Raw genomic sequence first — 14252 nt, 5'->3', positions numbered from 1 at the left:
AAGAAGAGGAATGCTCCTCTTCTTTAGCATGACATTTTCATGATCATAATACTATAACATTAGAATGGCATTGTAAAACCAAATTAATTCAGCTCCGGCTTCACCGGACCAATCACATATACCTTCAGACCAGACTTGCGGCCAAAGCTGTTGGCACGCTTCACGGAGTCATAATAAATATCGATTTTATTGCCTTTGATAGCACCGCCCGTGTCTTCAGCACGGCGGAAGCCTACGCCTTCGATGTACACCCACCAGCCAAGCGGAACCACACTAGGATCCACGGCAATGGTGCGGCCTTCTGTTACACGCGTTCCCGTAGCTGTACGGGTGCCAATGCCTGGCTCGCCGGCAGAATAGGCCGTCATGGAGACATGAATCAATTTTTTATATGAGAAATCAACACCGGCCTTGCTTACACGGTTATTGCTGGTGACGGCCTTCTTGGTTTGGGCCGTGCTTGCCGACTTAACGGCTGCTGTCTTTACGACAGCTTCAACCGGCCTTTTCTTGGTGCCTACAGCAATGACTTTATCCAGCGTTTTCGTTTGAACTTCTTTACCCACCATACGCATGGAAACCATTTTGCCATCATGATATACCTTCTCGATATGCTGCACCATTACGCCTGGCGTACCTTGTTGGACGACACGCACCTCACCTGCTGTCAGGCTGGGATCTGCGGTTTTGATGACGCGGAAAGGCAGACTTTCATGACGGTCTACGACCTGTTTGTTGATGCGCACGATCCGAATATCCGTTTGGCCAGTAACAGGCTCCGTCAGAGCAGGAGTCACTTTGTCTGTCTCCTTCAGCGACACACCCATCTCCTTCAGGACTTCGCCAACGGTGTTACCGGTTGTATTCAAATGCTTTGTTGCTCCATCAGCCGTCAGTTGAACCGATACGGCACGATCGATTATCACTTTATCTCCATCCTGAAGCGACCCGCTCAGCGGCATGGAAATCTGATCCTCCGGTCTTAGACTGACAGATTGTTCTTCCAGCATTTCTTGTAATAATGATTTATGGGTCTGTATCGATTTGATCTGACCGTCTACCACCAAGTACACCTGCTTGCGTGTTTGCGTGTTCACGAGCAGCATAATCATGATGGTGATCGCGATTGAAACGATAGCTGCAGTAGAGATCTGGCGCAAATTCTCATGCTTCCATCGCAATGCGTAAGACATGCTGGAGATTTTGGAATCATGGGTCTCCTCTTGTTGGAAAATGCCCACTTTCTCGATCCTCCTTCATAGCCTCGCCATTTTAGAGTTACGCATGAATGACTTTGACGCGGGCTATACTCAATTTTTTACAAGAACACACAAGGATCATGCGCTCTTGCACCATGAACCTGTCTTTTTTTCATGATTTGTCACCTCCTGTTATACAACAGTATGATGACGCCCTCTCCTTTATTCAAAACAAAAGAAGCCGGGTAAAGAGCTTACGAGGACTCTTTCGTGGCTTCCCTAGATGTCAGAATGACGGAAAAGTAAATGCACGAATACCTCTCTTTATTTGCGCTTACGGGGTTAGCTGTCGGGTTTGGACGAAAGAGAACCGCCCTATCTACGCGAGTCCGCTCATGGCGGCCTGCATTGAATTCACCCCAAAGACCCTGAAAAGAAATCAAATACATATCGAGCTTTATTCCGGATTACGAAATCATCATCACTCTATGTATCGGTTCCCCCGTTCTTTCGAAAGACGAAAGACTCAGCGAGACTGGTTCATGGAAACTGCTGAAAAGGAAACCTCTTACAACAGCTCAAGCTTACTGACAAGATGATATCCTGTTTTGATGCATGTTGTAAAGCGGGAATCAACCACGTTTATTTGAATATATGGTTAAAAATTTGTAATATTCATCGTTTTATTGGTTAAAATTCTTTAATCCTTCGCTCATGCTCGTTTTTTCCACTGTTTTTCTCCCGTTTTCACACAATTCCAAATCGTTCCAGTGCATTTTTGGTTGTAATTTGGGCGATTTCTTCCAGATCCACCCCTTTAATCTGAGCTGCTGCCTCGGCAACCAACCGGACATGGGCAGACTCATTTCGCTTTCCACGGAAAGGATGAGGTGTAAGAAAAGGGGAGTCCGTTTCAATCAGCAAACGGTCCATCGGAACCTGGGCAAGCACCTCTTTGGGCTGTCTTGCATTTTTAAACGTGATGGGTCCTCCGAAGGAGAGATGAAAGCCCATATTGAGGCATAATTTGGCCGTTTCCCAGCTGCCGGAGTACGAATGCATCACACCCCCGACTTCACTGGCCTTCTCTTCACGCAAAATTTTAACGATATCCTCATGCGCATCCCGGTTATGGATGACAATCGGCATCTTCAGCTCACGGGCGAGACCAATCTGCTGACGAAGAACATGATGCTGAATTTCCTTGGGTGAAGTGTCCCAGTAGTAATCAAGTCCGATTTCGCCAATGGCGACGACCTTCTCATGACTGCATAAGGATGCAATCCACTCCAGATCGCCTTCCTTCATGGTAATCGCATCCTGGGGATGCCAGCCGACGGCCGCATATATAAAATCATGTGTCTCTGCAAGTTTCATGGTGGACGGGATCGTCTCCCGATTAAAGCCCACGTTAATCATTCGGCTGACGCCGGCATCCAGCGCCCGCTGGATCGTCTCTTCGCGATCTTCGTCGAACTGCAGTGCATCGAGATGTGTATGTGTGTCGAATAAATTCATCGTTGTAACTCCCTTCATGTGCAAAGCATGGCTATGCATCCTCATGTTATTTTGTCGTTATCGCTTAAAAATATGGGATATCGAGTCGGGTAGGGAAGAAATGACGTCCTTCAGCTTCGACCCCGGATAATATAAATGGTATTTGCCGCGATGAATGCCACTGATGGAACGGACAATATCCGACACCTCCGAAATTTCACGCAGTCGTTCCTCACGGTCGAGCAGGAGAATCTGCTTCTGGCTGGAATCATCACCGGGACGAAATACATCGTACGGAAGATCCGTCGGAAAATCAATTTCGAGATCATATTCAGGATTCAGACCCACCTGCTTAAACTCTCTTCGGATCTCATCGATCATCTCTAGGTCTACAGATTCAACTTCTACATATTTATACAACCTGCGATGCATAAAACGGCAGCAAAGCTCACTCAGCACAAGATCCTTCTCCGTAGCCCATTGTGAAAATGCGGTTTGGATTAGCGCTTCATCAAGCTTCAGATAATCCTGTACGGAAAGCCTGTCCTCAAAAAGTCCCGGAAGAGGCTCTATCATGAAGTTAAATGAATAATGATCTTGGTACAGCTCCTTCGCACGCCGGAAGATCTGCCGCAGAATAATTTCCGAGCTGCGTGTGACCGGATGGAAATACACCTGCCAGTACATCTGATACCTCGACATTAGGTAATCTTCCACTGCATGCATGCCTGACTCCTTCACCACAATCCTTCCCTGATAAGGCCGCAGCATCCGAAGAATCCGGTCGATATCGATAGTTCCGTAGTTTACCCCTGTATAGTAAGCATCTCTCAGCAAATAATCCATCCGGTCAGCGTCAAGCGGACTGGATACTAAATTCACCACGATGGGATTGACATAGTCCTTGGCAATAACCGATGCTACTTTAGCCGGGAAATCTGCTGACACCTCGGTAAGAATCGCATTCACTTCGGTATCCCCTAAAATAATCCGCCGGGTCCATTCTTCATGGTCCATGTGAAATGCTTCTTCTATAGAATGCGAAAATGGTCCATGTCCTAAGTCATGTAGAAGTGCTGCGCACAACGCGAGCAGCTTTTCGCTGTTCGGCCAGTCCGTATATCCGCTCCGTTCAAATTGTGAAATAATTCGGCGGGTAATTTCGTATACACCGAGAGAGTGGGAGAAACGGCTGTGCTCTGCGCCGTGAAACGTCAAATACGAGGTGCCTAGCTGTCTGATCCGCCGCAAGCGCTGAAATTCCATCGTATTAATTAATCTCCAGATGGTGGAATGCTGCACATGAATATAATTATGTACCGGGTCTTTAAAAACTTTCTCCTCATTTAAGGTATGCATATCTCATGCTCCTCTCCTATTATTGATTAAATTAAAATAGTTTTTGAACTTTTTTCGACAATACATGTCGAAAACTGTCGATAATGGTAGAAATATAGATTTCCAAATCGACATTATCCTACCAACGTTATATAATGGGAAAAAGAATCCTGATATGTGTGATATCCCAGCTTTTACGCGATCTGTACTAATTCTGATGACAAATTTGCAGGTTGACTGTTTTGGGAATCGTTGGTATTATTAATATCATAAAAGAGAGAACGTTGTCGAATTATGACACTTTAAAACTATGGCGAGAGGAGCAATGATCAGTTATGATGAAATCAACTGGTATTGTAAGAAAAGTAGACGAACTGGGCCGGGTCGTTATTCCAATCGAATTGCGCCGCACATTGGGCATCGGGGAAAAAGACGCTTTGGAAATTTATGTGGACGGCGAGCGTATAATGCTCAAGAAATATGAGCCAGCCTGCATCTTCTGTGGAAACGCTGAGAACGTGACTTACTTCAAAGGAAAAATTGTTTGTCACGAATGTATATCAGAAATCCCAACACCTGTGACAAATTAAGTTTTATAGTATATAATAGTATTATTCTATTTGTTAATTCTAACCTTTTTCATATCTCCTTGGTGTCTCCTAGGCTATGAACCCGGCCTTGGGAGACATTTTTTTGCCCTTTTTTCGAATGCTCACCCATACGGGGGAGCGTTAAAGCAGCAATCCCCCACGGATAAGCCTATTATCGTGATGATATGTTTCTTTCTTCTATATTAATGCGTTATATATATCCCGCTTCGAAACACCACGGTCACCAGCTGTTTTCTTCATGGCCTCCTTGCGCGGATGCCCTTCTGCCTCATAATGAGCCACATGCTCTTCCACCGTAAGTTTCTGCCACCAAGCTGCCAGCTGCTCTTGCTCCTCTTGCCAGCTTGTCCCTTCCACTACCAAACAATATTCACCGAGCGGCGGATGCTCCTGAAGATATTCCAAGCATTCCTCTACGCTGCCGCGAACAAATTCCTCATATCGCTTCGTCAGTTCCCTGGCCAGTACCACATGACGATTGCCATAGACGTTCAAAATCGCGTTTAGGGTTTTGATTACCCGGTGCGGGGATTCGTAAAACAGCAGTGTTCCTTGCGAAGCACGAAATGATTGGAGAACTCCCTCTACATCCTTTCGCTCCCTGGGGAGGAATCCAATAAAAGTAAACCGGTCGGTTGACAGTCCTGATGCAATTAAAGATGACAATGCAGCATTGGCCCCCGGAATCGGAATAACGCTTATCCCTTCCTCAATCGCCAGCTTTACCAGGTCTGCTCCAGGGTCCGAAATAGCCGGCAGACCCGCATCACTTACAATTGCCAAATTTTTTCCTTCTATTATATAACGTATCAGCTCCGGTCCACTTGCCGCCTTGTTATGTTCATGATAGCTGAACAGCATCTGCGGACTAATCTCGAAATGCGTCAGCAGCTTCCGCGTCTGACGCGTATCCTCCGCTGCGATAATATCGCATTCCTTTAATGTCCGGATCGCCCGAAAAGTCATATCCTCCAGATTGCCGATCGGTGTAGCCACAAGGTATAGCGACCCCTTACCATTATTCGATTGCTCTTGAAAGCTGCTTTGACGTGTCAGACTCATACTTCTCCCTCTTTTGAACCGTAGTAAATATCCATAATTTCTGGACAATATTGATTTTGCTCATCATAGACAATCAGCGGCGGAAGGAGCCTTACCTCCGGTTTACCGTCGCGCATCGCTTCAATCAGCACCATGTTTGCTTCAAGATGGGCGCGCGGGTGGACAAAACGCAGGCGTTTAGGTTCAAGCCGGTACTGCCGCATCAATGCCATGATATCACTAAGCCGCTGCGGTTTGTGTACCATACTTACTTTTCCGCCAGGTTTGACTAACCTGAAACAGGCCTGAATGACTTCCTCCAGCGTACAGCTGATCTCATGGCGGGCAATCGCCTGATGCGGATTCAGCTTAATATCGCTTCCGTTCAGCGGCATATACGGCGGATTTACCGTAATTGCGTCATATACCCCATGTCCCGTTTCCTTATAAAGATCCCTTAAGTCACCTTCACGGATCGTAATCCGATCCTCCATTCCGTTTAGGCCCACACTGCGTCTTGCCATCCCGGCAAGCCTTGGCTGTATTTCAATGCCTTCAATATCCGCGTTGGTGCGCGTTGTCAGAAGCAAAGGAATCACGCCGTTACCTGTACATAAATCCAAGATTCTCCCCCTTGGAGGAATCCCTGCAAACCGTGCCAGCAGAACGGCATCCATGGAAAAACTGAATACTTCATCGCTCTGTATGATATGCAATTGATGGGTCAGCAGATCGTCTATGCGCTCTGATGGCTCCAAAATACTGTTGTCCATGTTCATTAATCCCTTTTTCCTTTATTCGTCTAGTGTTGACCATTATAGATTGCTAAATAACCCCCACAAGGTGAAGTGTTTGCTACGATGCGTTTTCCAAATCCTTCGCGGGAGTCCCATATATAAATCCTAAAAAAAACCGTAGGAGTTGCTCCTACGGCCTCATTTATTCAAAAAAGACAGGCAGAAAAGGCAATCGCCTTCCGTGCGCAAATGTCCATAATAGACGTTGCAGATGTGAAAGCCCTCATGATAAAGCCTCGCCAAGTTGTCGTAGCCTTCACTTACCACGTCATTCGGATGCTCAGGTTTCATTGAAACAAGAGGCTGAGGTAAAGGAATGCCTTCTTCAGCAGGTAAAGCTTCCTTGAGTATTTTGCGGAGGTGTTCATTTTCTAAAGTCAGTCGATGATTTTCCTCCAGCAGCTCTTTCATCATCAGCTTCATTTCACCCAGATCACTGTGGATCTGTCCCATTTGTGTTTCCATTTCTTGAATGTGTGCAAAAATACTTTTCTTTTCCAAGTTTCCACCTCGAAAGTAACCCTATGGTCTACTTAATGACAACGTCATCCATTTGCAGTTCCTTGACCTTGCCGACTTCAAACAGCTGGACATGGACAGAACGTGTGTCGGCATTGATGCCAACTACTTTGCCTTCGCCCAAGGACGTGATGACGATTTTGCCTACCGATGGCAGTTCTTCCTTCACACTTTCATAATTATCATGCTCAAATTTCAGGCAGCACATGAGTCTTCCGCATAATCCGGAAATTTTGGTAGGATTCAGCGACAAGCTTTGATCCTTGGCCATCTTGATCGATACCGGTTCGAAATCGCCGAGCCACGATGAGCAGCAAAGGATGCGACCGCATGGGCCAATTCCGCCCAACATCTTCGCTTCGTCCCGTACCCCGATTTGTCTGAGTTCTATCCGTGTCCGGAATATACCAGCCAAATCCTTGACCAGCTCCCGGAAGTCCACTCTTCCCTCAGCCGTAAAATAGAAAATAATTTTATTACGGTCAAACGTAAATTCCACATCCACCAGCTTCATTTTGAGCCCATGGTCACGGATTTTATTTAAACAGGTGGTAAAAGCCTCTTTCGCAGCCTGCTTGTTCTCTTCCACGACGCGCGCGTCAGAGTCTCCGGCGATACGTATCACCTTTTTCAGCGGCAGCACCACATCAGCTTCCTGCACCTCCTTTTTTCCAACAACAACTTTACCATACTCGATGCCGCGCGCCGTTTCGACGATAACGCTATTATCCTTGTCGATCGGAAAATCCAGCGGATCGAAGTAATAAATTTTGCCAGCCTTTTTAAAGCGGACACCCACTACACTGTACAAAAACTAACCCCCTTGTATGCCAGAGAAAGATGGCTGGCCTTGAAGCTATCCTTCCAAACCGATCAAAAATTGTTCAAGACAAAGTTGGCCATTCACATTGTAGCGCAATTTCTTTTGACACTCTGCGGCCAAATCCATATAGGAGACCCATTGTGCTGTACTGCGGGATGATGCATGTGTGGAAAAGAACTCCAACTGATCTATGAAAACGATACTTTCGTGCCTTCCGTATTGGACGTGAAGCATATCTTTGAACCACAAATGAAACAAGCTTAGCAGTAAATCCAAATGGTCGGAAAGTCCGGCTTTGAACACCTTCTGCCCCGCGGTCACTAGAGCAGAGCTGCCTCGTCCTAGAGTTTCCTTCCCTAATTGTAACACTACGTTTCTAATTTCTGCAAACCAATTCTGCGTAAGTATTTCGCGGCAGCCGTCCAGTCCTGAAGACAAATGCACCACACAGCGTGCAAGCTGTTGAGGATAACCTTCATCCACCAGCTGCTGCAGCATGAGTGCCGGCTTCAACGGGAAAAAGGAGATGGTCTGAGCCCGCGACTGGATTGTCGGCAGCAAAGCCTGTCCATTTTCTGTGAGCAGGACAGCCACAGCCGGAACTGGCGGCTCCTCCAAAAATTTAAGCAGACTGTTGGCTGCCTGTACGGTCATGGTGTCCGCATGGTCAATGATATATACCTTCGGATTTTTCGACTCCGAACGATAGGAAAAGACCCGCTGCAGTTCGCGGATCTGGTCTATTTTAATGGAAGATCCGTCAGGAGAAAGAAGATGAAGATCGGGATGGTTGCCGTGCTCCACCTTGCGGCATTCAAGGCAATGGCCGCAAGCATCATCCTCAAGCTCAGTACAGAATAATGCCTGGGCAAAAGTCATCGCCGTCTTCATCTGCCCGCAGCCGGCGGGTCCGCTGAAAATATAAGCATGGCTGACGGAATCGCTGCGAAGCGCGCTTTGCAGCAGCTTCTTTGCCATATCCTGCCCCATAATATTCTGAAAAGACATAATTCCTCTCTTCCTTTAGGATTTTGCAAAGTGTGATTTCGGTTTCAAAGCTTCAATTTGCAAATCCTTCCTTAGTTCAACATCCATTGATGTAATTTACTGCTATACCTTAGTGTATCATGAGATGGCCATGATGTTTAATCCTATTTCTTCAAAATGCAAGATTAATCAGCATACCGCGTATCTCCCCGATCCGCTGCAGCAGATCGATCTTGCCCTGTTCGCTATCCAGCATCTCATCGGCCATTCCCAGCAGCGCCGAATCAATCTCATCGAGCAATTTGTAGCGTTTTCCCCGTCCACGCCGGTCCCAGCCCCGGGCTTCCTTCATGGTAACGCCACGTCTTACCGTATCCTCCAAAAAACGCTTTACGAGCAAACGATAAGCCTTCAGCTCCCGAATGGTCATCGCTCTGGCCAAGCGGTCTCCTTGCATCTGGATCTCCTTGAACCGGCGTCCAAGCTCTTCCTGGGAGGCATTTGCCGACTGCTGCTGCATGACGTCCATGAAGGACTTTTGCTGCACCGGCTTTGCTGAACCGTCCGTTACCTGAAGTTCACTCTTAATGGGTCTAAATCCCGGGTTGATTTTCACTAGAATCTCCTACCTTTATACACCGTGGATCATTTGAACTTACAACTTCATTCGATCCAAGGCGCGTTTTCAGATGGTTATGTTGGTTTAGAAATGTTCAAATCGGTCTACCGGAAGCACAAATACCGTGGCTCCACCGACCTGAACCTCAACGGGAAGAGGCAAATAAGAATCTGTCGTACCGCTCATTGGCGTAACCGGAGTTACAAGCTGTTCCCTGACTTTACAACTGCTGCGGATTACGTTCATGACAGCCTCAACCTGACTGTCGTCCACCCCGATCATAAATGTGGTGTTACCCGCCCGAAGAAACCCGCCGGTACTTGCCAGCTTGGTCGCCCGGAAATTCGCTTTAACAAGCCCTCCCGACAAACGGTTGCTGTCTTTATCCTGTACAATCGCAACGATCAGTTTCATCCTGCATTCCCTCCTCTTTGATTTAAAGCCTGTATCAGAGTACAAGCCATACATTACTTATTTGACAAAGATCCTCAAAAATCCTTTAAAATGCGCTCTTCCAGGCTCCGGATGATGTCTCCCTCGACATTTTCCAGCCGTTGAGAGGCGTCAATTACCACAATCCGATCCAAAAATCGCTCAGCAAGGTTCAAATAGCCTTCCCTAACTTTATGGTGGAAGGGCAGTCCCTCCAGATCCAGACGGTTAACCTCCCGTTCCCGGCTTGCCGCAATCCGTGCCAGCCCGGCTTCGGGCTCAATATCCAGGTAATAAGTAAGCTGAGGCATCCGATCGTGAATCGCAAATTGATTGATACTCCATACCTGATCCATTCCAATGCCACGGGCATACCCCTGGTAGACCAAACTGCTATCCACAAATCGGTCGCATAGCACCAGTTTGCCTTCTGCAAGTGCCGGTTCCACCTTTTCCGCTAAATGCTGACTTCGCGAAGCAGCGTATAATAAAGCCTCTGTGCGTGCATCCATCGCGGTGTGGCTGGGATTCAATATAATCTCGCGTATTTTCTCTGCGATCTCGATGCCTCCCGGCTCACGAGTAATAATATGGGGGATCGAGCGTCTTTCCAGATAGTCGTTCAGTTTAGCGATCACAGTCGTTTTTCCGGATCCCTCCCCTCCCTCAAGCGTTACGAATATTCCCTGGCCATTGTTCATCAAACATTTCCCTGCTTTCTGCTATTCTTGAATACGATTATTGTTCTGAGCTGCGGGTCTTGTGCTCCTTGGCATTTGGCGCCAGCTTGTGCAAGCCCCTGCAGTCTGAGTGCGTCTGCTTCTGTTATTCGTTCTCCGGGATACAGGAGCGGAATGCCAGGCGGATACGGAATAATCATCTCAGCCGCTGTTCTTCCTAAACAATCCTGCAGTCGAATGGCTTCCGTTTCATCCGGTTCCAAAGCTGCCAAGCTAAAAGGAACTGGCTCCGAAAAACGGCCTTGTGATGAATTGTTCCACGTGGAAAATTCGACAAATGGATTCGCCTCCGTGCTGCCTTCGGTGGAGGCTGGACCAGGGAAGATGCCTGCATCCCCATTGAGAGAATGTAATGTCTGGGCATCCGCCTTCTCTACAGATATATGCGATAGGGCATCCAAAAGGTGACGGGTGTCCTCCTTTGTCGATCCCAGACTATAGAGTAGGACCACATATCGGTCATCACTCATTTCAGGTATGCAGCCATGGGCTTCCAGCCTGCGCTGCAGCTCGTAGCCACTAAGGATCCCCATCCGGTCATGGATGACCACCTTGAAGGGGTCCTGTGTGGCATATGCCGCCGCGCCTGCATCGGCGGCCTCTCCCTGCTGCTCCTGCGGATGCAGCAGCCCATAGCGCGGCAGCTCCGCCAGACCGCGCTTCAGATCTTCCACGGCGGCAAGTCCCGCCGTGAAGGCTCCGGCGCCCTGCACATGCAGGAGGCGCCGCGCCAGGTCCAGCGAGCCCATCACCGGATAGGATGGGCTCGAGCTCTGCACCATGGCGAGCCGCTGGCGGAGCAGTCCGCGGTTAACCCGCGAACCCTGCACATGCAGCATAGCTCCCATGGTGAGAGCGGCCAGCATCTTGTGCGTCGATTGCACGACGACGTCTGCGCCGCTGGCCAGTGCGCTTTGCGGCAGCTGTGGATGCTGCCCGTAATGGGCGCCATGAGCCTCATCCACCAAGAGCGGCACATGGCGCCGGTGGCAGGCATCCGCGATCGGCGTCAGGTCCGTTCCCATGCCATAATAGTTCGGCATCGTGACCAGGACGCCCTTAGCCTCCGGATACGCGTCTAAAGCAGCCGTTATAGTCTCAGGTGCAGGTGCTGTAACAAGCCCGCTGGACTTATCCTGCTGCGGTTGCAGGAACACTGCCCTTGCACCTGCAAGCATAAGACCATTCAACACGGATTTATGAACATTCCGTTGCACCAGCAGGATATCCCCCGGTTTCTCACATACCGTCAGGATCATCGCCAGATTACCGGATGTACTTCCTCCTACGAGAAAGAAACTCTCCTCTGCACCAAAGCATTCAGCTGCCAGCAGCTGGGCATCGCGGATTACCCCTTCCGGATGATGAAGATCATCGGTACCGGATATTTCCGTGACATCAGCCTCCATGATCTGCTCCAGGAAGCCTGCTCCTCCTGAGGAAACGGCGTAAGCCCTTCCCTTCTTATGCCCTGGAACATGAAAGGATGCTTGTCTGCTATTCTTATATCGATAGAGAGCCTCATATAGAGGCGCTTGTTCTTTTGACAGTTCATCACGCTTCATGTAATACTGTTTCCTTCCGGTTTCAATCTCTACCCTATTTTATCGTATATTGAACCATCAAGCTATCGAAGTGCTAAGCTCACGAACCAATTTTAAGATATAAGTAGGAGGAATAATGCAAGTCTCCACTTTTCTAATCTCATAAAAAAAGGGCAGCAGCCTGCTGGCCCTCCCTCATCCGCCATTTGTGCGGAGCAATGTATATCTTGATTATCGAGTTCTTTGGAAATGTTCTGTCTTACACATGTGTTTGCATGCTGATTTGTCTCATCTGATGAATAAAATAATGATATTTCGCATCTTCGGCATCTGTATGGACCATTTCACTTTCACAATCCTGACAAATAAACTGGGATACAATCGTAATCCCTTCCTCTTTTGCATGCCCGCAAATAATACAGACGTGTTCGGTATGATCTTCCATCAACCATCCCACCTTTGTTTCTTTGATTACTATGAAGTATGGCTCATTTTCTATTATTTTAAACCTTTTCATAGTTGTTTCATATCCCTAATGACCTACATCAATCATATTCAACTGCGACTTTACACGTGTTTGTACCGGAAAACTTAAAAAAAACAGCCCGAACAACCGATATATGAAGTAAAGACGGCAAGGGAGGAAAGCTATTTTTCTATGGCTGAGGAGAATAATATCAACGCTACCTTTTATCACTATAAATTGATTAAAAAGATCCCGGTAACGCGAATCCTAGTTCGCTGCTACCTCCTTCTTCCCTATATTGCTATTATAGCGGAAATGCTTCTCATATCCTGGGCAAGTCTGTTTTACTTCGCTTTGGCGGCGCCTTTAGTCTTATGGATACATTACGTCATATCGCGTTCGGTTTTGCTGCTTTCCGGTTCTTCATACCGCAGGCGTTGGAAATTTTCCATGCAGCTCCCCTGGATTGGATACATAACAGATCAACATATCAGTTTTCGAATGTTTCGCAAAGTGTATACCTACATTACTGCAATAGGTCTCGTGCTCTTTCTCGCTTTAATTTTCATGTCACCTCTATCGTTTGTAATCTCTTTGCTTTTCTGGCACTTGTGGCTGTTGCTCCCTCGCTTTTATGCATACGCACGGCTCACGGGTGTTCGCAAGGATGGCATGATTAAATTTAATAACCAGGATATCAGCTACTACCAGCAATAAGTTGCAGTACAACATTACAATGCCTATAAATTAGAAAAAGACCTGCATCCTCGGATGCGGGTCTTTATGGTTTAGTGGAATCCGTGCTTTTCACGGTTGCTTTACCTTTGGCTAGAACAGTGACCGTAAAGTAGTTATCGTGAATTGTTAAATGAATGATCCGGTTCTGCTTCTCAAAAACCCTTGAGGCATCCTCCGATTCATCCGTGATCTCTCGCCATCCCCATTCTTTGATCTTCTCCAAATATACATCAGGGATGCTTTCCTTTTCCTTAAGTCCATTCATGGAATACCGGACATAATCTATTTTTGTATTGCCTACATTACGGTCAGTTCGATTTGCTTCTTTCGGCACCGGGAATGTTTTCTCGTTGGCTGCACCCTCAAACGTTGTCCATGAAGAATCAGACTTTCCGCAGCCTGTAATTAACATAACGACGATGCCAAACAAAAGAAGAGCATGCAGCCATGATTGTCTGCGCATGTATGTCCTCCTTCTTCTAAGATCGTTAAACATCAAGAATCCTAAAAGCACCTCCTGACATGTACACTCACTATTATACTTACAACTTTTGGCGCGTCGGTAACAAAAATGTTACATTAGTTTATCGATTATACATTCTCGACCTTAAAATAATCTTAACCTCTTCAATAGTACAGACTGTAACCTCCATATGTTCTTACCATCAATGCCTTGCCTTTCTCACCATCATTACCTTGCCTACATCCATATTGATATCTCTTCTCTTCTTTTATATTTATTCCTTTAAATGCATTAAAAAGTTCTTAATTAAAACAAAAAAACCACCATCGATTATTCATCAACAGTGGTTCTTCGCTTGGCGGCATCCTACTCTCCCAGGACCCTTCGGTCCAAGTACCATCGGCGCTGGAGGGCTTAACGGTCGTGTTCGGGATGGGT

At 47.1% G+C, this 14252-nt stretch carries 15 protein-coding genes, 1 rRNA gene and 1 riboswitch; of the genes, 1 reads left to right on the top strand and 15 read right to left on the bottom strand.

All coding sequences use genetic code 11. The features are described from left to right. Nucleotides 1-83: 83 nt before the first annotated feature. The 3 genes from KJS65_RS28570 to KJS65_RS28560 form a co-directional block, all read right to left on the bottom strand. On the bottom strand, nucleotides 84-1241 hold the full coding sequence (locus KJS65_RS28570; RefSeq protein WP_213653175.1) for a resuscitation-promoting factor: 1158 nt from the start codon (nucleotides 1239-1241) through the stop codon (nucleotides 84-86). A 273-nt stretch (nucleotides 1242-1514) separates the two neighbouring features. Continuing rightward, nucleotides 1515-1741: riboswitch (cyclic di-AMP (ydaO/yuaA leader) on the bottom strand. A gap of 205 nt (nucleotides 1742-1946) precedes the next feature. Further along, on the bottom strand, nucleotides 1947-2717 hold the full coding sequence (locus KJS65_RS28565; protein ID WP_213653174.1) for a TatD family hydrolase: 771 nt from the start codon (nucleotides 2715-2717) through the stop codon (nucleotides 1947-1949). Nucleotides 2718-2774: 57 nt separating this feature from the next. Further along, the gene (locus KJS65_RS28560) at nucleotides 2775-4055 is read right to left on the bottom strand and encodes an HD domain-containing protein (protein WP_213653173.1); all 1281 of its coding nucleotides are present in this window, start codon (nucleotides 4053-4055) and stop codon (nucleotides 2775-2777) included. Between the two features lie 314 nt (nucleotides 4056-4369). On the opposite strand from KJS65_RS28560, the gene KJS65_RS28555 reads away from it, so the two are divergent. Further along, complete coding sequence (locus KJS65_RS28555; protein WP_006207408.1) at nucleotides 4370-4624, top strand: AbrB/MazE/SpoVT family DNA-binding domain-containing protein; 255 nt, start codon at nucleotides 4370-4372, stop codon at nucleotides 4622-4624. Between the two features lie 198 nt (nucleotides 4625-4822). Here KJS65_RS28555 and rsmI read toward each other — a convergent pair whose 3' ends face one another. The 12 genes from rsmI to rrf form a co-directional block, all read right to left on the bottom strand. Further along, nucleotides 4823-5707 carry a 16S rRNA (cytidine(1402)-2'-O)-methyltransferase gene (gene rsmI, locus KJS65_RS28550; protein ID WP_213653172.1) on the bottom strand — a complete coding sequence of 295 codons (885 nt, stop codon included), beginning with the start codon at nucleotides 5705-5707 and terminating at the stop codon, nucleotides 4823-4825. After that, on the bottom strand, nucleotides 5704-6459 hold the full coding sequence (locus KJS65_RS28545; protein ID WP_213653171.1) for a tRNA1(Val) (adenine(37)-N6)-methyltransferase: 756 nt from the start codon (nucleotides 6457-6459) through the stop codon (nucleotides 5704-5706). Before KJS65_RS28545 ends, rsmI begins: the two co-directional genes overlap by 4 nt. Before the next feature lie 162 nt (nucleotides 6460-6621). Continuing rightward, on the bottom strand, nucleotides 6622-6984 hold the full coding sequence (yabA, locus tag KJS65_RS28540; protein WP_213653170.1) for a DNA replication initiation control protein YabA: 363 nt from the start codon (nucleotides 6982-6984) through the stop codon (nucleotides 6622-6624). Nucleotides 6985-7012: 28 nt separating this feature from the next. After that, entirely contained in the window at nucleotides 7013-7813 is an 801-nt protein-coding gene (locus tag KJS65_RS28535) for a PSP1 domain-containing protein (RefSeq protein WP_136607546.1), read from the bottom strand. Between the two features lie 45 nt (nucleotides 7814-7858). After that, nucleotides 7859-8833 (bottom strand): DNA polymerase III subunit delta', encoded by a 975-nt coding sequence (gene holB / locus KJS65_RS28530; RefSeq protein WP_213653169.1) that lies wholly within the window; start codon nucleotides 8831-8833, stop codon nucleotides 7859-7861. Nucleotides 8834-8984: 151 nt separating this feature from the next. Beyond that, the gene (locus KJS65_RS28525; protein ID WP_213653168.1) at nucleotides 8985-9428 is read right to left on the bottom strand and encodes a YaaR family protein; all 444 of its coding nucleotides are present in this window, start codon (nucleotides 9426-9428) and stop codon (nucleotides 8985-8987) included. An 87-nt stretch (nucleotides 9429-9515) separates the two neighbouring features. Further along, entirely contained in the window at nucleotides 9516-9845 is a 330-nt protein-coding gene (locus tag KJS65_RS28520; RefSeq protein ID WP_136607543.1) for a cyclic-di-AMP receptor, read from the bottom strand. A gap of 74 nt (nucleotides 9846-9919) precedes the next feature. After that, nucleotides 9920-10564, bottom strand: coding sequence for a dTMP kinase (gene tmk / locus KJS65_RS28515; protein ID WP_213653209.1), 645 nt, complete (start codon nucleotides 10562-10564; stop codon nucleotides 9920-9922). After that, on the bottom strand, nucleotides 10564-12168 hold the full coding sequence (locus KJS65_RS28510) for an aminotransferase class I/II-fold pyridoxal phosphate-dependent enzyme (RefSeq protein ID WP_213653167.1): 1605 nt from the start codon (nucleotides 12166-12168) through the stop codon (nucleotides 10564-10566). Before KJS65_RS28510 ends, tmk begins: the two co-directional genes overlap by 1 nt. Before the next feature lie 238 nt (nucleotides 12169-12406). Beyond that, complete coding sequence (locus KJS65_RS28505) at nucleotides 12407-12592, bottom strand: sigma factor G inhibitor Gin (RefSeq protein WP_136607541.1); 186 nt, start codon at nucleotides 12590-12592, stop codon at nucleotides 12407-12409. A gap of 802 nt (nucleotides 12593-13394) precedes the next feature. Beyond that, complete coding sequence (locus KJS65_RS28500; RefSeq protein ID WP_213653166.1) at nucleotides 13395-13814, bottom strand: hypothetical protein; 420 nt, start codon at nucleotides 13812-13814, stop codon at nucleotides 13395-13397. A 353-nt stretch (nucleotides 13815-14167) separates the two neighbouring features. Then, a 5S ribosomal RNA gene (rrf, locus tag KJS65_RS28495) occupies nucleotides 14168-14252 on the bottom strand; the annotation flags it as partial.

The organism is Paenibacillus sp. J23TS9, from assembly GCF_018403225.1.
Classification (GTDB): Bacteria; Bacillota; Bacilli; order Paenibacillales; family Paenibacillaceae; genus Paenibacillus_AQ.
The sequence above is the reverse complement of the archived record's forward strand: the minus strand, read 5'-3'. Positions and strand labels throughout refer to the sequence as shown.

What these genes read in the sequence shown, in the direction of transcription:
- KJS65_RS28565 (WP_213653174.1), bottom strand. Translation starts at nt 2,717, where the DNA reads ATGAATTTATTCGACACACATACACATCTCGATGCACTGCAGTTCGAC.
- KJS65_RS28560 (WP_213653173.1), bottom strand. Translation starts at nt 4,055, where the DNA reads ATGCATACCTTAAATGAGGAGAAAGTTTTTAAAGACCCGGTACATAAT.
- KJS65_RS28555 (WP_006207408.1), top strand. Translation starts at nt 4,370, where the DNA reads ATGATGAAATCAACTGGTATTGTAAGAAAAGTAGACGAACTGGGCCGG.
- rsmI (WP_213653172.1), bottom strand. Translation starts at nt 5,707, where the DNA reads ATGAGTCTGACACGTCAAAGCAGCTTTCAAGAGCAATCGAATAATGGT.
- KJS65_RS28545 (WP_213653171.1), bottom strand. Translation starts at nt 6,459, where the DNA reads ATGGACAACAGTATTTTGGAGCCATCAGAGCGCATAGACGATCTGCTG.
- holB (WP_213653169.1), bottom strand. Translation starts at nt 8,833, where the DNA reads ATGTCTTTTCAGAATATTATGGGGCAGGATATGGCAAAGAAGCTGCTG.
- KJS65_RS28520 (WP_136607543.1), bottom strand. Translation starts at nt 9,845, where the DNA reads ATGAAACTGATCGTTGCGATTGTACAGGATAAAGACAGCAACCGTTTG.
- tmk (WP_213653209.1), bottom strand. Translation starts at nt 10,564, where the DNA reads ATGAACAATGGCCAGGGAATATTCGTAACGCTTGAGGGAGGGGAGGGA.
- KJS65_RS28510 (WP_213653167.1), bottom strand. Translation starts at nt 12,168, where the DNA reads ATGAAGCGTGATGAACTGTCAAAAGAACAAGCGCCTCTATATGAGGCT.
- KJS65_RS28505 (WP_136607541.1), bottom strand. Translation starts at nt 12,592, where the DNA reads ATGGAAGATCATACCGAACACGTCTGTATTATTTGCGGGCATGCAAAA.
- KJS65_RS28500 (WP_213653166.1), bottom strand. Translation starts at nt 13,814, where the DNA reads ATGCGCAGACAATCATGGCTGCATGCTCTTCTTTTGTTTGGCATCGTC.